Below are 20,489 nucleotides of genomic sequence, written 5' to 3'. Positions count from 1 at the left end.
CTGTTTCAAAAATAAATTTGGAACAGGTTACTATCCTTAATTAGAGACCAGTATTAGTTGCTGTTCAATGTCGTGTATATCATTCTGTTTGTTATGATACACTTAATAAGACAACTTTGCTTTACAGTTACTTTTACTACATTACTGTATTGATAAGCAGTTGTATTTCCATTCAGAACAGATCTTACTCCCCGACGGTAATAAGTAGTTTGCGTAATCGGTGGAGCATCGTAAGTAGCAGATGTAGCATTCGTAATATTCGAGAATGTTATATTATCTGTGGAACTTTGCCACTGATATTCTGCAGCACCACTCACCTGTGCAGCTGCAGTTTGGCTAAATGCTGCAGGATCATTACTGATATCCATACATACTGTTTGATCCACAGCAATAGTTCCTGGGCTGTTTACCGAGTTGACAAAAAGTCGTCCCACAGTAGAAATTGCCTGGAAAGAACAGGTATGAAAGCTGGAATTGGCAACAACCCTGTACTGATTATTGTGAAATCCTGCAGGAACATTATTAATACTAAGAGTGGATGAAGTGACATTAGCATAGTTGGAACCATTTGCAAGATCAGTCCATGTACTTCCGATAAGAACCTGCCATTGATAGGTAATATTATCCGGTGTTTCATCTGTAGGCGTATTATTGATTACCGCTGTCATCGTTGTAGATCCTCCGGCAGCAACTGTTTTATCAGAAGGCTGAGATAAATAGGTCATAGGTGCCAGATAATATTCGGAAAGGATATTATATACTCTCATCTGGCTGAAGGAAAAACCAATACCAATAGCTTCTCCGAAAGCCAACTGCACTTCATCCCATGCAGCCGTCGGAATTACTTTAATAATTCTTCGTTCCTGGTTATCACCAAAATCAAAGAAAAAATGTCCGTTAATCCCTGTACGATAGACTTCCTGCCCATTATTGTAGAAAACAAAATTACCACCATTAAAACTGGGATTAAAATTGAACCCATCGGAAGCAAAGTCAATATAAACCGGCTTATTCGCCTGAAAATCTGCACCACTGGTTCCTACTCCTACATACATACTGCAGAAAAGACCAGCGCCTGTACCCGGCTTTAAAGATGCAAAAGAATTGACATCAGTATCCGTCATATTATTAGGATTAGCCGCTTCCTTTCCCAATCTGAAACAAAGAAAACCACCATCACTTGAACTGGAGGTATTGGTATCCAATAATCTTCCACATCCACCATTGGGAAGGGCGACCATCTCCTGCGATATTACTTTGCCTGATACAAAAAGACCTATTGCCATAAGCAAACAGCGTACTATTGAAATTGTTTTCATCATCAATAATTTTTAAAGTTAATTATACGTGGTAAACACTCATCCCTGGATAAGGATGATCATAATGACTGTATGTCATTTCAAATTATTTGATTACAAATACAATATTGACAAAAGAGCAGGCCGTTGCCGTTCCTACCACATCATATTTCAATATGCCATTGGGATCAATGCTTACATTACTTAATACGGTATTGTCGAAATCAGTAACATAATAATACAAATCTGATGCATTAGCAAAGAAAGGGATTCCTCCCGGAGCTCCCGTACTCGAAACCTTAGGAGTAGAAAACTGAACCTTATAGAGCTGGAACAAATCTTTTGTTCTTCCTGTACCTAAAGTAGAGGTATCAATACTGATGGACGGCATATAGAAGAACTTAACAATATTACCACTGATGGGAACCCAGTTAGGACTGGAAGGAGTTCCTATATTCTGAGTTAATGCCTGTCTTTGGAGATCATAAACCAGCAAGCCGTTGGCCGGTGTAACTATTGTTGACAGATTGGAAATTCTCGGGATCAGTACGCCTTTATTAGTATTCGTAATATCTAAGGCAGCACTTTTATCAGGATTAGGAGTTCCAATTCCTACCTGAGCTAAAAGGAAACTAGCAGCACATAATGCCACAGCAACGAATAATTTTTCGGTTTTCATTTTTGTTTTGTTTTATATAAATATAAAATATTTTACTACATAAAACTCTTATTTTTTAATATTTTTCAATTAAAATAATTATTTCCATATAAACTCACAAAAATCCTTTATTGTTCAACAATTACACACAAACAAATTATTCTCTAAAATTAGAGTTATTATACATAACTCCAATTAAAACCAATTAAAAAAAAGTAAAATCTACAATATAAATTATAAAAACAAGGTTTAAAAAACACTAATAAATAATTACCAATAGAAAACAGATAAAATAATTAAAAACCAGATGAAAATTTAATCATTTAAAACAAAAGCTTTCAAATAGTTAGGGTGAGATACCTATTTATCATTTGAAATGATCAAAAAGAAAAAAAAGGATAAGTATATAAAAAAAGACCGCTTCTTTCGAAACAGTCTTTACTAATTTATTGTAGTTTGTATTACTTTGAAGCAAGTTCTTCTTTAGCAGAAGTGGATTTTCCATGTACCTCTTCTTCTTTCCCTGTTTTAAGGAAGTCGTAAGCAATTGCAGACGCAATAAAGATGGATGAATAAGTACCGAATCCAATACCAATTAACATCGCAAACATGAATCCTCTCAAGTTATCACCACCGAAGATGAAGATCGCAAGGATAACCAAAATCGTAGTGAATGAGGTATTGAATGTTCTACCCAATGTACTTGAAATAGAGTCATCAAAAAGACCTGCTAATGTTAAAGATTTTTTCTCTCTCAGGTATTCTCTAATTCTGTCGAAGATAATTACGGTATCGTTAATTGAGTATCCTAATACAGTAAGAATCGCAGCAATGAAATCCTGGTTGATCTCCATGTTGAACGGCATATATTTGTGAAGCAATGAATATGCTCCTAAAATAATTACCGCATCGTGGAATAGAGCAGCAACTGCTCCAAGAGAGAACTGCCATTTTCTAAATCTTACTAAGATATAAACGAAGATCATTGCTAATGCAGCTAATACCGCATAGATACCGTGAGTCTGGATATCATCAGCAACAGAAGGTCCTACTTTCTCAGAAGAGATAATTCCTGCGTGGTCTTTATCAGCAGATTTGAAATCCTTCAATGTAGTTCCTGCCGGTAAGTTTGATTTTAAACCTTCGAATAATTTCTGTTCGATAATCTGGTCAGCTTTTAAAGATTCGTCCTCGATAAGGTAATCGGTAGAAATCTTTAATTGTTTGTTGTTTCCGAAAGTCTTAGCTTCTACAGAAGAGTTTTTACCGTCTTCAGTTTTGAATAATGCTACTAATTTTTCTTCAACATCTTCAGCTTTTACATCTTTATCAAATCTTACAACATAGTTTCTACCACCGGTAAAATCGATACCGTATTTGAAACCGTGCGTTGCGATTGAAATCACACAAATAACGGTAAGAACAGCAGAAACGATGTAAGCATATTTTCTCTTTCCGATGAAATCGATCCAGGTATTTCTGAATAGGTTCTTCGTAGCCGGAGTCCAAACAGAAAGTCCTTTTCCTTTATTTAATCTTGAGAAGATCATTACTCTTGAAAGCAATACAGACGTGAATAATGTCATTAAAATACCAATCATCAACGTCAATGCAAAACCTTTAATAGGCCCTGTTCCGAAGAAGAACAATACAACTGCCGTTAGGAAAGTGGTCGTGTGACCATCGATAATCGCGTTTAATGCATGTTTGAAACCATCTTTGTAAGCTTCAAGGATACTTTTCCCAGCGAATAATTCTTCCTTAGTTCTTTCATAAATGATAACGTTCGTATCGACCGCTACTGCCATCGTCAGAACGATACCCGCGATACCTGGAAGCGTAAGGGTAAAGTCACCCGAATCCATAATACCGAAAATATAGAATAAGTTGATCACCATTGCAATTACCGCATATACACCAGCTCCACCGTAGTAGAAAATGATATAAACAATGATAATAGCGAATGCAATGATAAACGACATTAAACCAGAGTCAATAGCCTCTTGTCCTAAAGATGGACCTACAACGGTAGCCTGAACTACTTTTGCACCTGCAGGCAATTTACCAGCACCTAACACGTCTACCAATTCTTTAGCTTCTTCCTGAGAGAAGTTACCAGAGATCTGAGTTCTACCGTTAGGGATAGCACCTACAACGTTAGGCGCTGTGTACACTCTGTTATCAAGAGTTACTGCAACCGGTTTTCCAACATTTTTCTCGGTTAATGTTTTCCACTCTTTTGCTCCTTTAGAGTCCATCTGCATATCTACCACTATTCTGCTTAGTTCATCGTAGCTGATATTTGCAGTTTCAACAGCACCGTCTACCGGAGCTTTCTGGTTGATGTTACCTCTGATCGCATACAATACTAAGCTTTCGCTATCTGTAGCTTCAGGTTTGTAACCCCACATGAACTGTGTATATTTAATGTTAGACGGACGTAAAGACTGACCTACTTTGCTGTTTAAGATTTTGTTTACAACAGCAGTATCAGATAATTTTACGTTAGCAACACCATTTGTTCTTAATTTGTCAAGCTGTAAAAGGCTCATGAAGTTCACATTCTTTGCAACTCCCATAGAATCTCCTTTTGTAGCAACCATAGTTGTCAAAGTCTGGAAATAAGGCGCAATTTCAGGAACCTGCTGTACTTCCCAGAACTGAAGTTTTGCAGAAGTCTGAAGCATTTTCTTCACTTTATCGATGTCCTTCATACCAGGCATTTCCACAGAAATTCTCGCTGTACCAGGTACTCTCTGGACGTTTGGCTGGATAGCTCCAAGCTTATCAATTCTCGTTCTGATTACCTCGAAAGCTGTTCCTACAGATGCATCGATTTTTCTTTTAACAATGCTTTTCACCTGCTCATCAGGCGTGTTGTACTTCACCTCAGTAAGGGTTGTATTTCCGAAAATTTCCGGATCTGCCAACTTAAGGTTTGCCCCTTTAGCTTTGTTAATTACATCGAACTGCTCAAAGAAGTTGTCGATGTAAGGTTTAGTAGAATTCTTCTGTGCTTCATCAGTTTTGTTTAAAGCCTCAATAAGAACAGGATTTGTAGAATAATTGGTTAAATCATTCACAAGATCTCTTTGGTTGATTTCCAAAAGAACGTTGATCCCTCCTTTCAAGTCAAGACCAAGTTTCATTTCCTTGTCTTTGGCTTTAGTGTAATAAAGTTTTGTGAATCCTAAATTCAAAGTATCCTTAGAAAGTCTTGCGATTTCTTTTTGATACTTCTCCGGATTGTCTCCTGCAATAGCAGTCGCCTGCTTTTCAATTTTGCTGGCGTACCATGTTGGTAATAGCTCGTTTAAGCAAATCAACCCTAGTACAATAGCGACAATTGTAATAAGTCCTTTTCCTTGCATTTTGTTATAACTACGTTAAATTAAGTCGGCAAATATAATGATTTTCTTGTATTTTATGAATTTTTAACAACAGAAATGGTTTATTTCCAGATATATTGGTATCGTGATTTCTATTTAAGATTTAACAATTTTTTCATACTATCATAATGAAGTCTTCAAAATCGATTGGTATAAAATTTTCATTTACTTTCCCAACACACTAACTCTCAAAATATTATGAAAAAACTACTTTTTAGTATCAGTATTTTTTCTTCCTTAATTGTTAATTCTCAAAGCATTAATTTGGAAGAATTTGTGACAGGACTTACCAGCCCTGTAGAGATTACGAACGCCAATGACAGCCGGCTTTTTGTGGTTCAACAGGACGGCATCATTAAAATTATTCAACCCAATGGGACAATTAACACAACCAACTTTCTGAATATCGGATCAAAAATTACTTTCGGCGGCGAAAGAGGTCTTCTCGGCCTTGCCTTTCATCCTCAATACTCTACCAACGGGTATTTTTTTGTGTATTATAACAACCTTTCAGGCAATATTATTGTTGCCAGATACAGTGTAAGTTCAACAGATTCAAACGTAGCAGATCCTGCTTCTGAAAAAATCCTGCTGAATATTCCCAAGCCATTCGACAATCACAATGGAGGAAGCATTCATTTTGCTCCTGACGGAAAACTTTGGATCATCACCGGAGACGGAGGAAGTGGTGGCGACCCGAATAATAATGCCCAAAATAAAAATGTGTTATTAGGAAAGATGTTGAGAATAGATGTAGATGCCACCGGTCCTTACAATATTCCGCCAGACAATCCTTTTGCAGGAGCTGGAGTGGATGGTGCAGACGAAATATGGTCTTATGGTCTCCGAAATGCATGGAAATTTTCTTTTGATCTGACTACGGGCAATGCCATGATTGCGGATGTTGGCCAGGGAGCAATAGAAGAAATCAATAAAATGCCTATTACTACAGCCGGATTAAATTATGGCTGGCGCTGCTATGAAGGGAATAATGCCTACAATACTGCAGGATGTGCTGCCCAGTCCACCATGACCTTCCCTGTTGCTGTATATAACCATTCTGGTGGGAAATGTTCTATCACCGGTGGTTATGTCTACAGAGGAAACCAATACCCTTCACTTCAGGGGAAATATTTCTTTGCTGACTATTGTTCTTCTCAGATCGGAATGCTGGATACCAATAATGCCATTACGTGGACGACTCCTTATTCCGGAAATAACTTTTCTACTTTTGGAGAAGATTATCAGAAAGGATTGTATGTAGCAGATTTAAGCAATGGAAAAATTTTCAAAATATCCACAGGAACTTTAGGGACTAATGAAAATACTTTAGGAACAGTAAAAGTTTATCCTAATCCTGCTTCCAAAGAAATTTTCATTGATGGGGTTAAAGATAAAAAAGCAACCCTGGAAATCATCAGTTCGGAGGGAAGAAAAGTGATGGAAACGGATCAGATTATTAATAGCAAAGGAATTAATATTTCAGGAATTCCTGCCGGAGTGTACTACATTAATCTTAAATCCGGGGAATTGAAATCATATAGTCAGAAATTGATCATCAAATAAAATTTTAAAACAATAAAAAAGCGGTTCAGAACTGAACCGCTTTTGTTTTATATAGTCATTGAGAAAATCCTTGTTTCAGGTTTATTTCTCATCATTCTCAGGTCAAAAACCATCGCTACATTTCTCGTGAATGCTCTTCCAGCTTCTGTTATTTTAACTTCAGTTCCGTTGATTTCAACCAAACCGTCATTTTCCATCTCTTTGAGCATTTCCAGTGCATTGTCAAGCTCAGGGAAAGAATTGTTAACATCAAAAGTGGTTTCAAGCTGACACATCAGATTCAGAATATGTCTTCTTACCGTAAGATCCTCATCACTCAGAACATGTCCTTTTACAACAGGAATCTCACCTTCTTCAACCATTTTCTGGTATTCTTCCACCGTTTTTACATTCTGGGCAAAAGCATACCATGAGTCTGAAATCGCAGACATTCCAAGTCCTACCATCAGTTGCGTATTGCTTGAAGTGTAACCCATGAAATTTCTGTGTAGTTTTTTATGAATCAAAGACTGATACAGATCATCGTGCTCAAGAGAGAAGTGATCCATCCCTACTTCAATATATCCTAAATCCTGAAGAAGCTTTTTACCATCTTCATACAAACGGCGTTTCTCTTCTCCACTTGGAAGGTCATTTTCATCAAAACCTCTCTGCCCAACTCCCTTCACCCATGGAACGTGTGCGTAAGAATAGAACGCCAATCTGTCCGGTTTCAGCTCCATTGTCTTTCTGATCGTGTGCTCCATTGCATCCCAATTCTGGTGTGGCAATCCGAAAACAAGATCGTGACTGATTCCTCTGTATCCGATTTCCTTAGCCCATTCTGTAACGTTTTTTACATTTTCAAAAGGCTGGATTCTGTTGATTGCTTTCTGAACTTTAGGATCATAATCCTGAACTCCAAAACTTACTCTTCTGAAACCAAGATCATATAAAGTCTGAAGATGTTCTTTCGTGGTATTGTTTGGATGTCCTTCAAAAGAAAATTCAGGGTGTTCCGCAATGTCTACAGATGAAAAAATACCTTCCAATAATGTTCTTAAATTCTCAGGAGAGAAAAATGTAGGAGTACCACCTCCAAGGTGTAATTCTTTCAGTTTAGGTCTTTCGTTGAAAAGATCAAGATACAGTTTCCATTCCTTTAAAACACTTTCCAGATAAGGAACTTCAACACTATGTTGTTTGGTAATACGCTTATGGCAAGCACAGAACGTACACAATGCCTCACAGAAAGGCAAATGGATGTAAATAGAAATTCCCTCCTCTGCATTGCTTTCATGAAAAGACCTGATTACAGTTTCCTTCCATTTTTCCGGTGAGAATGTTGATTCATCCCAATATGGAACGGTAGGATAAGAAGTGTAACGCGGTCCGGGAATATTATACTTATCTATTAAAGAGTTCATTTTGAAAATTAAAATTTTATAAGGACATGAAATTTAGCATCATTTAAATTTCATCTTACAAAATTAACCATTAGTTATGAATTTTAACCTATGAATTATATTAGGTTCTATTTTATAATGAGTCTAAATACGTATGATCAGGCTTTTGACAAATAGTGATAAATTCTATTCCTGATATTTAAAATTTTAATTTCATCACCGCAATTCTGTTATTTCCTGCAAGAACCACTCTATTGACATCAATCCACTGACATACAAAAAAGCCTTTCTCATCGGAAATTTTAGTCCATGTTTTTCCAAAATCTGAAGAATAACTGATATGCTTGTCTCCTACTGCAATAATTTCTTTTCCTTTTGATCCTGGCTTTATTTTCACACAGGTGGTATATCCCGCATTCTGCCCTGAAGCCTGAATTTGCCAGGTTTTTCCTGCATCATTTGTGGTTGCGATATTATTGATATTGGCATCCTGCTTAGTATAATCTCCTCCTGCTGCAATTCCAAAATTATTATCAAAAAAATCAATAGAATACATTCCCTGTGAAGATTCTCCTTGTATGATTGGGGTGTTGAACACTTCTATTTTTTCATCTTTCAGATTCATTCTTAAGATTCTTGAAGCTTTTCCTCCGGTTGCAATCCATAAATATTTTTTAGAGGATGAAATATTGGTATTACTTGCAGCAAAAGCAGCTTCGCCCTCATTTAATTTTACATTATTCTTAAACATACTCCATTTCCCTTCTTTGTACACAGCCAGTTTCAACATCTGATCTTTATCTGAATCACTAAAAGTATAGGCTAGCTTATCATTCACAAAATGCAAAGCATCATAAAAAGCTGTTTTTGCAGTATCTTGAAAAACAATCTGTGACTTTAAAGTTTTCTTATCGATAGCAAAGAAACGTCCTGGACTCTCAATATTGATAGCATAAAAAATAGTTTTATTTTGCGCTAATGTTCTGAATTGAAGTTTCTCTTCGGATAATTTTATCTGTTTCTGGCTTTTATAATCTTTAAGATCTACAAACCCAAATTTAGAATCCGTACCACTGTACCAGACCTTGTTGTCATATAATTCAAGAGCTCTGATACTGATCTTATCATTAAGAATGGTTTCAAGGCTTTCCACCTGTTGGGAAAATGCTGTAATTCCTATGGACAGGAATAAAATGGACAAAATATTTTTCATAATAATAGTATTGGGACAAAAAAAACCGCCGAAGCGGTTTAATATGATGATTAATCTTGATTCTGATATTTTTCAGGATTGTTAAGCTTACTGTTTGATTTTCCATACAGGAAGTATACTAAACCTCCTAAGAACAACCATACTGCAGAAAGCTCCAAAGCATGAGCACTTAAGTTAAAGATCAAATAAATATTGATAAATACTCCCAGTGCCACAACTATTTTATAAGCCGGAACTTTGAAAGGCCTGATCAAATTAGGCTCTTTCTTTCTCATCACCCAAACTGCAATACAAACCAGTGTAAATGCAAACAGGGTTCCGAAACTTGTCATATCAGCCAATGTTGAAATTGGAGTAAATGCAGCAATCAATGCTACCACAAGTCCTAATAAAATAATTCCTTTGTAAGGTGTTTTTGTTTTTGGATGAAGATCACCGAAGAATTTAGGAATCAATCCGTCTTTTGCCATCCCGATGAAGATTCTGGACTGCCCCATCATCATTACCATTACTACAGAAATTAATCCTACAGTAGCTGCAATGGTTACAATATTACTCGCCCAGTGTTTTCCTGCAATTTCAAAAGCATACGCTACAGGAGCTTTGATAGCATCCGGATATTTACCTTCCGGATTAAAGTCTGTATAATGCATCATCCCTGTTAATACAAGAGATACACAGATATATAAAGCGGTACAAACCAATAATGAAGCGATAATAGCGAAAGGTACATCTTTCTTAGGGTTAATAGCCTCTCCAGCTTGTGTAGAAACAGCATCAAAACCAATATAAGCAAAGAAAATAGCTGCTGCTCCGGAAATAATTCCTTTAATACCGTAGGCAGAAACCATATCTCCTTCAGAATTTTTAATCTGAACCTGATCCGGAATAAAAGGCTTCCAGTTTTTAACACCATCTACCGCATTGTAAAGATCTGTATTAGAGAAAATAATATATACACCAGCGATAATTACAAAGATAACCGCTGAAGTTTTCATTAAAACGATCAGGTTATTCGCTCCTGCAGCTTCTTTAGTTCCCTTTACCAATAATGCAGTAATTAAAAGAACAAGAATAAATGCTGGCAGGTTCATAGAAAAACCATCTCCCGTATAACTTGCCGGATCTGATGTCAGATAAGCGGGCAAATGAATATTAAAAATCTTCAAAAATTTGTTAAAATATCCGGACCAACTCACGGAAACGGCCATACTCGCCATGGCGTACTCGAGGATGAGACACCATCCCATGGCCCATGCAAAAATTTCTCCTACTGTTCCATATGCATAAGCATAAGCTGAACCCTCTACAGGAATAATGGATGCAAACTCTGCATAACATAATGCAGCAAAAACGCAGGCGATCCCTGCTATGATAAAGGAAATTGCAAGTGCTGGTCCTGCATGATAATAGGCTCCTGTTCCAGTAAGAACAAAGATTCCACCACCGATGATAGCACCCACTCCAATTGCTGTTAAACTCCATTTTCCTAGGACTTTTTTCAGCTCACTTTTCTTCATATCTGCCTCATAGGCACTTAGTGGCTTTTTAACCCAAATTTTCGACATGTTTTTTTATTTATTAAGGATTTACGAAAATATAAAAAATTTAGGAACTCCCGCGTTTATCGTTAAACTTTCCTCATTTATTTTACATTAAAGGTTTAAAAACCTGAACAACACATTATATAATCCATTTTAAAAAGTCCATATTTTTGCTTATTTTTGATTGCATGAATTTATATGATCTTTTTGTAAAGCCTTATGAAAGCTATGATTCTTTACAAATTACGTTGGAAGCATCAGGTGCAATTTTCGGAATACTGAGCGTATTTTTTTCCATAAAGAAAAATATATGGGTATACCCTACCGGCATTATTTCAACCCTGATCTATGTATATCTTCTTTTCAATGCCGGGCTGCTGGGAGACTGTATGATTAACGTCTATTATACTGTCATGAGTATTTATGGTTGGGTTCTATGGGCAAGAAATTCTGAAGATCATGTTCATGTAGAAGTTACATGGGCTACCCGAAAAGAATGGATACATGCAAGTATTCTTTTTGTGCTGAGTTTGGCATTTGTTACTTTTATTTATTATTGTAAACCCTATATTGATCATTTAGAAGGTGGTTATTTGGGATTATATCATCTCGATTGGGCCAATTGGATGGATATTTTTACCACTTCCATATTTTTAGTAGGAATGTGGTTGATGGCCAAACAGCGCATTGAGAGCTGGATTTTCTGGATTCTCGGAGATCTTATTTGCATCCCTATGATGATTTTTAAGGGACTTGGAATCACTTCGGTTCAATATTTGGTATTTACTATAATGGCGATCTTAGGATATGTCAATTGGAAAAAAAGTTTTAAAGAAAAAAAAGTACAATAAAGTCATGAAAAATTTATTTAAAATAGCAATCAGTATTTTTGCTATTACCAGTTTAACCTCTTGTTTAGCATATACTGACGGATACGGAAGCAATAGTGGTTACGGATATGGTGATCCCTATTACAACAATGGGTATTATTATGCTCCTTCAGGATACTACGGAAGCGGTGGATATTGGGGCAATGACGGCTATTATTACAGAAACAACGTTAATTATTACTATGATAATGGCATTCCTTATTATTATGACAGTTATAACAACTCCAGAAGAAAAGTCTATGTAGAAAGAAGATCTTCTTCTTCCTCAAGACCTCAAAACGGATTCCAGAATACGCGTACAACGAACAGTAACGGCTCATACAATAATAACGGAGGATTCAATAATAATAGAAACTCCAACAGCAACAGCGGATTCAGAAACCAGAATAGTGGTTATCAAAACAATCAGGGAAATCAAAACAACAGTGGTTTCAGAAATTCCAACAGTAACAGCGGATTCAGAAATCAAAACAGCAGTAATCAGAACAACCAGGGAAACCAAAATAACAGCGGTTTCAGAAATTCTGAAAGCAGCAGATCAGAATCTTCTGGCGGTGGATTTAGAAATAGCTCAGGCAGCCAAAGCACGAGCTCAAGCAGGCAACAAAGCGGCGGAGGCGGCTTTAGATAAAACGATTATAAATAAGGAAACGAACAGCTAACACTGTTCGTTTTTCATTTAAAATATAGTAATTTTGCTTCTTTATTTAACAAAAAATATGGAATTTTATAAATATCAGGGAACAGGGAATGATTTTGTAATGGTAGACAACCGTGATCTGCAATTTACTAAAGATAAAGATAGTATTGAAAAATTATGTGACAGACGTTTCGGAATAGGTGCTGACGGTCTTATTCTATTGGAAAACGATCCTGAATATGATTTTAAGATGGTGTATTACAATTCTGATGGTGGAGAGAGTACGATGTGTGGAAACGGAGGAAGATGTCTTGTTGCTTTTGCTTTTTTCCTGGACATTTTTGAAGACAAATGTAAGTTCATTGCTACCGATGGTGAACATGAAGCTGAAATCCATAACGGAATCATTAAATTAAAAATGATCAATGTAGATACTGTTTCCCATGACGGAAATGATTTTGTTCTGAACACCGGATCTCCCCATTATGTAAAATATGTAGACAACCTGAAAGATTATCACGTTTATGACGAAGGATATGGCATCAGAAATTCTGAAAATTATAAAGAAAAAGGAATCAATGTGAACTTTGTAGAAAAAATTTCTGATAATGAAATTTTTGTAAGAACCTATGAACGAGGCGTTGAGGACGAAACTTACAGTTGCGGAACAGGAGTTACAGCTTCTGCTTTAACTTTTCTGCAAAAACATAATCTAACCTCTGTAAAAGTTAAAACTTTAGGTGGAAACCTTAAAGTATATGCTGAAAAAAGCGGTGATGCATTCCAGAATATTTGGCTGGAAGGTCCTGCAAAGCAAGTTTTTAGAGGTAAGACAGATCTTCTTTAAAAACAAAAAACTTTTAATCAACATTTATAAAGAATGAAAAAAGCAATTCTCATTGTCATTCTGCTGGTTTTTGTAGTGGCAGGATTTTTTGGTTTGAGATTTTATAATAAATATTTAGGAAATAACGTAGAAAAGGATGGTTATGTTCTGATTCCTCATAGAGCAGGCTTTAAACAGATCCTCGATTCTATTGCTCCTTATATTAAGGACAGAGAGTCTTTTGAAGCTGTAGCTAAGGAAAAAGGCCTTGAGACGAATTTTAAAGCAGGGCGATATCATATTCAGAGCGGAACAGGTAATAAAAACCTTGTCAATATGATCAAAGCAGGTAACCAGACTGCAAATTCTTACAGAATCGGTGATTTTGGAGATATGTATCAGATGATTGGTAAGGTGACTAAAAAAACAGAAATTGATTCATTACATTTTGTGAATGATCTGGATGCTGTTGCACAGGAGAAAGGCTATAAAAATGTTGAAGATTTAAAAAAATATTTTTTCATTGATACGTATAATTTTTTCTGGACGGTAAGTCCGAGAGAATTTTTTGCCAAGTTCGAAAATCAATATCATGATTTCTGGACAAGTGATAGAAAAAACAAAGAACAGCAGTCCGGTCTTACAAGGGATCAGATTTATGCTCTGGCTTCTATTGTTTACAAAGAGTCCGGAGGAAAAAAGGACGAAATGAAAACAATTGCAGGATTATATTTAAACCGTTACAGAAAAGGCATGAAGCTTCAGTCTGATCCTACGGTAATTTATGCAATCAATAAGCAGACTAATTTTAAAGAACCTATAAAAAGGGTATTATATAAGCATTTGTCTACACCATCACCTTATAATACTTATGCCAATGCAGGTATTCCTCCGGGACCTATCTGCGTAGTGGATAAGAATTCAATAGATGCTGTTTTAAATGCCGAAAACAACAATTATATATTTATGTGTGCTGATCCGGCAAGATTCGGATACCATAAGTTTACTGCAAGTGCTGAAGAACATGCGGTGAATGCAAAGGCTTATCAGGACTGGCTCAACTCAAAAAATATAAAATAAGCTTAGAAAGCACCTGAAAATTTAAACAGTTAGAAAAAAAACATACAACCATAATGTTTTGAAGATCAAATTGATATGGATATTCAAAATATTAAGGGTTATTCTTTCACGATCTTATACAAAAAAATAACCTATGAAGAATAAGACAGAAATTGTCAATATTTTCACCAGAAAAACTTTAGGACTTACCTTAGTACTTTCAGCAGCAGCACTGGCTTTTGCACAGGAGAAGGCTGGAGTTTCAGGAATCATTGTCAACAAAAAAAATCAACCGGTTCCTTATGCTTCCGTAACTTTTAGCAATAAGGCCAACAAGACTTTAAGTGATGCTGTACTGACAGATGAAAAAGGGCAATATACTCTTCAGCTTATGCCCGGAGACTATGATATTACAGTAGAAGCTATTGATTATAAAAAAAGTGTAGTCAGCAAAAATATTGCAAAAGCAGGTAATATCGGAGCATTATCTATTGAAGCAGAGCCAACCTCTACTGCTGATGGTAAAACAAAGGAAATACAGGGTGTTGTGATTACTGCTTCAGCATCCAAAGCATATAAAGTAGAACTTGACAAAAAGACCTATGATCCTTCACAGGATATTGTAAGTAAAGGAGGAAATCTTCAGGATGTTTTGACCAACGTTCCTTCAGTTTCTGTAGATACAGACGGAACAGTATCGATGAGAGGAAATTCGAATGTAAAATTTCTGATCAACGGAAAGCCATCCTCTCTTCTTGGAATAGATGATGGAGCCAACGCTTTGCAAAGTATTCCGGCAGATCAGATTGAACGAATTGAAGTAATTACTAACCCTTCTTCTAAATTTGAGGCAAGCGGAACTGCGGGTATTCTGAATATCATTCTTAAAAAGGATAAAAAAATGGGATTCAATGGGAGTGTAACCGGAACTTTAGGTTATCTTCCAAGAACCAATCTTAATGCTAACTTAAACTGGAGAAAAGGTAACTGGACCTGGTTTTTGAATGGCGGTGGCGGTTATCAGAAGAATGAAAGTACCATGAAGAATACGACTACCAGAAAGGATGATATTGGCAGCCTGTCTTCAACTGCATTCCCATTTACACAGTATTCTCAACAAAATGGTAAGACAACCAGAGAAAGTGATACTTACAATGTTACCGCGGGATTCACTCACGATTTCAGTGATAAAACATCAATCAACTTTTCAGGAATGGTAAGAAGTTTTGATACGGATCAAACCGGGATCAACGCTTACAATGAAAAGGTTTATAAAGACGCCTCTACCATAAATGATGTTGTAAGAGAAAGAAACAGCTACGGAAATAACAAAAACCTGGCAACTCAGTTTGATCTTGGACTTGATCAGAAAATTGGAGATAATGGCCAATTGCTATCGGCATCTGCAAGTTATCAGACTAATAAAACGGATGGAATCAATCAGATTGTACAGAGAAGTTTTGTCAATACTATTTTACAACCTACCAGTGTTGTTAATAATGTAAGCACAGATTCTAAAACAGATACCTTTATTGGAAAAATTGATTATGAACTTCCAATAGGTGAAAAATCTAAATTAGAAGCAGGAGCACGTTATGATTATAACAGAAATACATACAACTATTTCGTGGATCAAAGTGATAATGGACAAACTCCATATACAAGATTTGATTTTACAAGTAACACGGTATATTCTGAAAACATTCTTGGTGTCTATGCACAGTTTAAAAGTAAGATTGGAGAAAAATTTGCGTATCAGTTAGGATTAAGAAGTGAGACTTCAAAAATTGACGTTAACTTCCAGAATTTTGATGTTAACGGAAATCCGGCAAATACTCCGGAAGTTAATAAAAACTATACGAAGTTCTTCCCTTCTGTATTTTTAAGTTATGATCTGGCAAAGAACAATCAGATCTTGTTAAACTATTCAAGAAGAATTAACCGTCCGAGAGCTTTCTCTCTGATTCCTTTTATGTCTTTTGATGATGACAGAAACTACTTCAGAGGGAATCCAAACCTTAATCCAACGTACGAAAACTCTTTTGAAGTCGGATACAATCTTTCAAACAAAAAGATCACGTTTAATCCAACTTTATATTTTAAAAAGTCTGAAGACGAGCAAAACAGATACCAATATATAGATGATACCGGAGCTGTAAATACAATTCCTTTCAACGTAGGTACAGAGACCAATTATGGTTTGGATCTGAACGGAACTTATGATCCTTACAGCTGGTGGAAAATAATGCTTTCTGCTGACCTTTACGGATATAAAAATACAGGAAGCTTTAACCTATTCCCTGACAATCCAAGAACATTGAATGATTTCTCAGGTTCCGGATTCTCATACAGAATACGTTTTAACAATACATTTAAACCGACAAAAAACTTAAGCCTTCAAATCCAAAGTTTCTACAGAGCTGCTGAGAAAACGGCCATGAATAACAGAAAGGCAATGTATGGTATAGATTTAGGAGTAAGCCAGACTATCTGGAAAGGAAACGGAATTATAGGATTCAATATCAGAGATATCTTTAATACCAGAAAAATGAAAAACTTCTCCGATAATGCTCAGTTTACTAGAGAAATGGAAATGCAATGGCAGCCAAGACAGTTTGCTTTATCTTTCACGTATAAGTTCAAGCAAGGTGAGAAGATTGATGCCAAACCTAAAATTAAAAAAGATATTAATTCTAATACAAAAGGCGACGAAGAACAAGGCGGCCCAATGTAATACAGCAAAAATCCCGAAAGTTTCTTTCGGGATTTTTTATTTCTGTTATTTTACAGGTTCTGCTTTTGCATATTTTTCTTTTTCAGCTTCATAGATTCTTCTTCTCAGATCGCTGGTGGAAAACCGATGGTCTCTTTTGTTGAAAAATAGCTCTATTCCTTTTTCTTCACAGTATTTTTTACCTGTAAAGTCTCTGTCCATATAATCATCCCCGATGATTCTTACGTCAATCACAAATGATTTAAGAATATCCAAAAGATCTTCTTCTGTGTAATAAGGAATAATCTCATCAACAGCATTCACCGCTTTCAGTTGGATATATCTTTCAACAATAGTCTGACTTGGCTTATTTTTGTTTGGACGATCGTGGGACGGATCGATTTGAAGTCCGACGATTAAATAGTCACATACAGTTTTAGCTTCTTCAAGCATTTTAATGTGGCCTGCATGCAATAAGTCAAATGACGAAAATGTAATACCTATTCTCTGTGTCTTCATATTAATGTTAAATTAAAGCTTCGCTGAAATAAATGTTTTTTAAAAAGATAAAACATTCAATTTCAAGGAAGATGTTTTTGTAATTTGTTTTATGATCGTTTAAATTGCTCTTTCTATATAAGCATTTCTCAATGCTAAGTTATGAATTTCTGGTGTTCAGATATTTTTGCCATTCCCAAACTGTTCTTAAAGCCTCTTCAAGCGAGGTTTCAGACTTCCAGTTGAGTCCTTTTTCCGCTTTATCAGGATTTGCATAGGCAATAGTGATATCTCCTTCTCTTCTGGCACAGATCTGATAAGGCACTTCTACATGATTGGCTTTTTCAAAAGCTTTTACCACTTCCAGTACAGATGAACCTTTTCCTGTCCCCAGATTGTAAGTATCTATCACAGCATCTGATGAAGAATCTTCTATCAGTTTCTTTAATGCTGCAACGTGTGCTTTTGCCAGGTCAACAACATAGATATAATCACGAACAGCTGTTCCGTCCTCTGTAGGGTAATCATCACCCCAAATATTCAGTTTCTCACGTACTCCTGAAGCCGTCTGCATCACATAAGGCACTAAATTATTAGGAATCCCTATCGGCAATTCTCCCAGCTTTCCGGAAGGATGTGCTCCGATTGGATTAAAATATCTTAATAGTGATATTTTACTTTGATAGGCTTTTGCAAAATCAATCAGGATCTGTTCTCCCATTTGTTTTGTTTTCCCATAGACGCTTTCAGGGGTTTTCAACGGAGTATTTTCATCTATCGGCATTACATCTGCCTGTCCGTATACCGTACATGATGAGCTGAAAATAAAGTTGGAGATCTTTCTTGCTTTAAATTCCTGAAGAATATTAATCAAAGAAAACAGATTATTCTCATAATAATCTACAGGAATGATCTGGCTCTCTCCTACCGCTTTAGAGGCGGCAAAATTGATACAGCCATCAATCTGATGGGCATCAAAAACCTGAGTAAGAAGTTCTTTTCTTCTTAAATCAAAAGGATAAAAAACAGGCTTTTTACCTGTAATTTCCTCAATATTTTTTAAAATAAACTTTTCCGTATTGGATAAATCATCTACAATAACCACTTCAAAGCCGTTATTAAGAAGTTCTACTACGGTGTGAGAACCAATATACCCAAGGCCTCCGGTAACAAGTATTGCCATTTTTATTTTTTAATCATTACTTTTTCCTATATCTTCCATCTCTAAAAACTGTACTTTTTTATTCCTAAAAATGTTGCTTATAAAAAGAACAATTGAAATGATAGAAAAAGTGAGGAAAATTTTTAAATTATCATCTTCTTCAAGCGATTTCTCGATCCAAAGCTTAAAATATCCTAAAACAAAAAATAATATAATTAAAGTATAGTTAATATTTAAATAAAGAATGGTTTTTTTACTTTTTAATAAAAGTAAAATCAAACTTAAAAATGTACTTACAAATATTGACACTGAAAAAATAAAGATAAGGGTCTCTATTGAAAATACGCTTTTAATACCTAGCTCCATGGATGAATCATAAGTTCCAACGCTAAATAAAAAAAGTAGAAACAATTCGAATAGAAATACTACTATTCCAACTACTCTATATTTAAATATCCTATTTTTCATCAATTATCCCATAAACTCAAGCACTGCATCTGTAATATACTTCAGCTGCTCTTCGTCTAATTCTGTATGCATAGGTAAAGAAATTACCTGATCCAGAAGCTTATCAGTATTCACAAAGTCTGCTGCATTACTTTCCTGGAAGTACGCTTTTTGTTTTCTCAAAGCCACAGGATAATAAATCATTGCAGGAATTTCTTTTTCCGTTAAAAACTTCTGAAGCTCATTACGTTTTCCGTTCAGAATTCTTAACGTGTACTGGTGGAATACATGAGTAGAGTTCTCCGCTCTTTTTGGAGTAAGAATATTCGGGTTTCCTTCGAATGCTTCATCATAAAAATCAGCTGCTTTTCTTCTTGCTTCGTTGTAAGAATCAAGGTGAGGAAGTTTTTTTCTTAAAACCGCAGCCTGAATACTATCCAAACGTGAGTTTACTCCTACCTCATCATGATAATATCTCTCATACATTCCGTGGTTTACAATTCCTCTTAAACGGTGAGCTAACTCATCATTATTGGTAAAAATAGCACCTCCGTCTCCGTAGCATCCCAGGTTTTTTGAAGGGAAGAAAGAAGTAGTTCCCACAGTAGACATTGTTCCAGCCTGTTTTACACTTCCGTCAGAGAATGTATATTCTGAACCGATTGCCTGAGCATTGTCTTCAATAACATATAAATTATGCTCTTCAGCAATTTTTAAAATTTCTTCCATGTTGGCACACTGTCCGAAAATATGCACAGGAATAATCGCTTTTGTTCTTGGCGTAATTGCTTTTTTAATCTGTTCAGTAGAAATCGTGAATGTATCATAATCTACATCTACCAGTACAGACTTTAATTTAAGCAGGTGAATAACTTCTACTGTAGCAGCAAAAGTAAAATCGGCCGTGATAATTTCGTCTCCTTCTTTCAGATCCAAAGCCATCAGGGCAATCTGTAATGCATCTGTACCATTGGCACACGGAATCACATGTTTTACTTCTAAATAAGACTCCAATTCATTCTGGAAAGACTTTACTTCAGGACCGTTAATAAATGCCGCAGAATCCATTACATTCAAAACTGCATTGTCTACATCATTTTTTATTTTGTAATACTGACTTTGCAAGTCAACCATCTGAATTTTTTTCATATACTAAATATTTCTGTAAAAATAAGGAATTTAAAATCCTATCAAAAATTTT

The 20,489-nt window shown here is 35.8% G+C and carries 16 protein-coding genes; 6 read left to right on the top strand and 10 right to left on the bottom strand.

Features of this window, described 5'->3' with window-relative positions; genetic code table 11:
* Window positions 1–53 precede the first annotated feature (53 nt).
* The 3 genes from BUE84_RS08155 to secD form a co-directional block, all read right to left on the bottom strand.
* Entirely contained in the window at window positions 54–1,322 is a 1,269-nt protein-coding gene (locus BUE84_RS08155; protein ID WP_145953226.1) for a hypothetical protein, read from the bottom strand.
* Between the two features lie 82 nt (window positions 1,323–1,404).
* Entirely contained in the window at window positions 1,405–1,977 is a 573-nt protein-coding gene (locus BUE84_RS08150) for a hypothetical protein (RefSeq protein ID WP_079241199.1), read from the bottom strand.
* A 440-nt stretch (window positions 1,978–2,417) separates the two neighbouring features.
* Window positions 2,418–5,327: a protein translocase subunit SecD gene (secD, locus tag BUE84_RS08145; protein ID WP_079241198.1), complete on the bottom strand. Its 2,910-nt coding sequence runs from the start codon at window positions 5,325–5,327 to the stop codon at window positions 2,418–2,420.
* 216 nt (window positions 5,328–5,543) lie between these two features.
* On the opposite strand from secD, the gene BUE84_RS08140 reads away from it, so the two are divergent.
* Window positions 5,544–6,911: a PQQ-dependent sugar dehydrogenase gene (locus BUE84_RS08140; protein ID WP_079241197.1), complete on the top strand. Its 1,368-nt coding sequence runs from the start codon at window positions 5,544–5,546 to the stop codon at window positions 6,909–6,911.
* 47 nt (window positions 6,912–6,958) lie between these two features.
* Here BUE84_RS08140 and hemN read toward each other — a convergent pair whose 3' ends face one another.
* The 3 genes from hemN to BUE84_RS08125 all read right to left on the bottom strand — a co-directional run bounded on the left by hemN (window position 6,959) and on the right by BUE84_RS08125 (window position 11,077).
* Entirely contained in the window at window positions 6,959–8,317 is a 1,359-nt protein-coding gene (gene hemN, locus BUE84_RS08135) for an oxygen-independent coproporphyrinogen III oxidase (RefSeq protein WP_079241196.1), read from the bottom strand.
* Window positions 8,318–8,495: 178 nt separating this feature from the next.
* Window positions 8,496–9,509 (bottom strand): WD40/YVTN/BNR-like repeat-containing protein, encoded by a 1,014-nt coding sequence (locus tag BUE84_RS08130; protein ID WP_079241195.1) that lies wholly within the window; start codon window positions 9,507–9,509, stop codon window positions 8,496–8,498.
* Between the two features lie 50 nt (window positions 9,510–9,559).
* A complete protein-coding gene (locus BUE84_RS08125; protein ID WP_034696290.1) occupies window positions 9,560–11,077 on the bottom strand; it encodes an amino acid permease in 1,518 nt (505 codons plus the stop codon).
* Window positions 11,078–11,241: 164 nt separating this feature from the next.
* Here BUE84_RS08125 and pnuC point away from each other — a divergent pair, with 164 nt between their 5' ends.
* The 5 genes from pnuC to BUE84_RS08100 all read left to right on the top strand — a co-directional run bounded on the left by pnuC (window position 11,242) and on the right by BUE84_RS08100 (window position 17,202).
* The gene (pnuC, locus tag BUE84_RS08120; RefSeq protein WP_079241194.1) at window positions 11,242–11,904 is read left to right on the top strand and encodes a nicotinamide riboside transporter PnuC; all 663 of its coding nucleotides are present in this window, start codon (window positions 11,242–11,244) and stop codon (window positions 11,902–11,904) included.
* A gap of 4 nt (window positions 11,905–11,908) precedes the next feature.
* On the top strand, window positions 11,909–12,574 hold the full coding sequence (locus BUE84_RS08115) for a hypothetical protein (RefSeq protein WP_034696292.1): 666 nt from the start codon (window positions 11,909–11,911) through the stop codon (window positions 12,572–12,574).
* An 88-nt stretch (window positions 12,575–12,662) separates the two neighbouring features.
* Window positions 12,663–13,430, top strand: coding sequence for a diaminopimelate epimerase (gene dapF, locus BUE84_RS08110; RefSeq protein WP_079241193.1), 768 nt, complete (start codon window positions 12,663–12,665; stop codon window positions 13,428–13,430).
* 33 nt (window positions 13,431–13,463) lie between these two features.
* A complete protein-coding gene (mltG, locus tag BUE84_RS08105) occupies window positions 13,464–14,489 on the top strand; it encodes an endolytic transglycosylase MltG (RefSeq protein WP_079241192.1) in 1,026 nt (341 codons plus the stop codon).
* Window positions 14,490–14,622: 133 nt separating this feature from the next.
* Window positions 14,623–17,202: a TonB-dependent receptor domain-containing protein gene (locus tag BUE84_RS08100; RefSeq protein ID WP_079241191.1), complete on the top strand. Its 2,580-nt coding sequence runs from the start codon at window positions 14,623–14,625 to the stop codon at window positions 17,200–17,202.
* A 45-nt stretch (window positions 17,203–17,247) separates the two neighbouring features.
* Here BUE84_RS08100 and BUE84_RS08095 read toward each other — a convergent pair whose 3' ends face one another.
* The 4 genes from BUE84_RS08095 to BUE84_RS08080 all read right to left on the bottom strand — a co-directional run bounded on the left by BUE84_RS08095 (window position 17,248) and on the right by BUE84_RS08080 (window position 20,437).
* Window positions 17,248–17,700 (bottom strand): adenylyltransferase/cytidyltransferase family protein, encoded by a 453-nt coding sequence (locus BUE84_RS08095; protein ID WP_034696297.1) that lies wholly within the window; start codon window positions 17,698–17,700, stop codon window positions 17,248–17,250.
* A gap of 139 nt (window positions 17,701–17,839) precedes the next feature.
* A complete protein-coding gene (galE, locus tag BUE84_RS08090; RefSeq protein ID WP_079241190.1) occupies window positions 17,840–18,862 on the bottom strand; it encodes a UDP-glucose 4-epimerase GalE in 1,023 nt (340 codons plus the stop codon).
* A 9-nt stretch (window positions 18,863–18,871) separates the two neighbouring features.
* Complete coding sequence (locus tag BUE84_RS08085) at window positions 18,872–19,309, bottom strand: hypothetical protein (protein ID WP_145953225.1); 438 nt, start codon at window positions 19,307–19,309, stop codon at window positions 18,872–18,874.
* Window positions 19,310–19,312: 3 nt separating this feature from the next.
* Complete coding sequence (locus BUE84_RS08080; RefSeq protein WP_079241188.1) at window positions 19,313–20,437, bottom strand: DegT/DnrJ/EryC1/StrS family aminotransferase; 1,125 nt, start codon at window positions 20,435–20,437, stop codon at window positions 19,313–19,315.
* Window positions 20,438–20,489 lie beyond the last annotated feature (52 nt).

Origin of the sequence: Chryseobacterium indologenes, assembly GCF_002025665.1 — a bacterium.
GTDB lineage: Bacteria > Bacteroidota > Bacteroidia > Flavobacteriales > Weeksellaceae > Chryseobacterium > Chryseobacterium metallicongregator.
This window is presented reverse-complemented; position numbering and strand designations above follow the sequence as displayed.

Coding starts and splice junctions, on each gene's coding strand:
- BUE84_RS08155 (WP_145953226.1), bottom strand. CDS start 1,322: ATGATGAAAACAATTTCAATAGTACGCTGTTTGCTTATGGCAATAGGT.
- BUE84_RS08150 (WP_079241199.1), bottom strand. CDS start 1,977: ATGAAAACCGAAAAATTATTCGTTGCTGTGGCATTATGTGCTGCTAGT.
- secD (WP_079241198.1), bottom strand. CDS start 5,327: ATGCAAGGAAAAGGACTTATTACAATTGTCGCTATTGTACTAGGGTTG.
- BUE84_RS08140 (WP_079241197.1), top strand. CDS start 5,544: ATGAAAAAACTACTTTTTAGTATCAGTATTTTTTCTTCCTTAATTGTT.
- hemN (WP_079241196.1), bottom strand. CDS start 8,317: ATGAACTCTTTAATAGATAAGTATAATATTCCCGGACCGCGTTACACT.
- BUE84_RS08130 (WP_079241195.1), bottom strand. CDS start 9,509: ATGAAAAATATTTTGTCCATTTTATTCCTGTCCATAGGAATTACAGCA.
- BUE84_RS08125 (WP_034696290.1), bottom strand. CDS start 11,077: ATGTCGAAAATTTGGGTTAAAAAGCCACTAAGTGCCTATGAGGCAGAT.
- pnuC (WP_079241194.1), top strand. CDS start 11,242: ATGAATTTATATGATCTTTTTGTAAAGCCTTATGAAAGCTATGATTCT.
- BUE84_RS08115 (WP_034696292.1), top strand. CDS start 11,909: ATGAAAAATTTATTTAAAATAGCAATCAGTATTTTTGCTATTACCAGT.
- dapF (WP_079241193.1), top strand. CDS start 12,663: ATGGAATTTTATAAATATCAGGGAACAGGGAATGATTTTGTAATGGTA.
- mltG (WP_079241192.1), top strand. CDS start 13,464: ATGAAAAAAGCAATTCTCATTGTCATTCTGCTGGTTTTTGTAGTGGCA.
- BUE84_RS08100 (WP_079241191.1), top strand. CDS start 14,623: ATGAAGAATAAGACAGAAATTGTCAATATTTTCACCAGAAAAACTTTA.
- BUE84_RS08095 (WP_034696297.1), bottom strand. CDS start 17,700: ATGAAGACACAGAGAATAGGTATTACATTTTCGTCATTTGACTTATTG.
- galE (WP_079241190.1), bottom strand. CDS start 18,862: ATGGCAATACTTGTTACCGGAGGCCTTGGGTATATTGGTTCTCACACC.
- BUE84_RS08085 (WP_145953225.1), bottom strand. CDS start 19,309: ATGAAAAATAGGATATTTAAATATAGAGTAGTTGGAATAGTAGTATTT.
- BUE84_RS08080 (WP_079241188.1), bottom strand. CDS start 20,437: ATGAAAAAAATTCAGATGGTTGACTTGCAAAGTCAGTATTACAAAATA.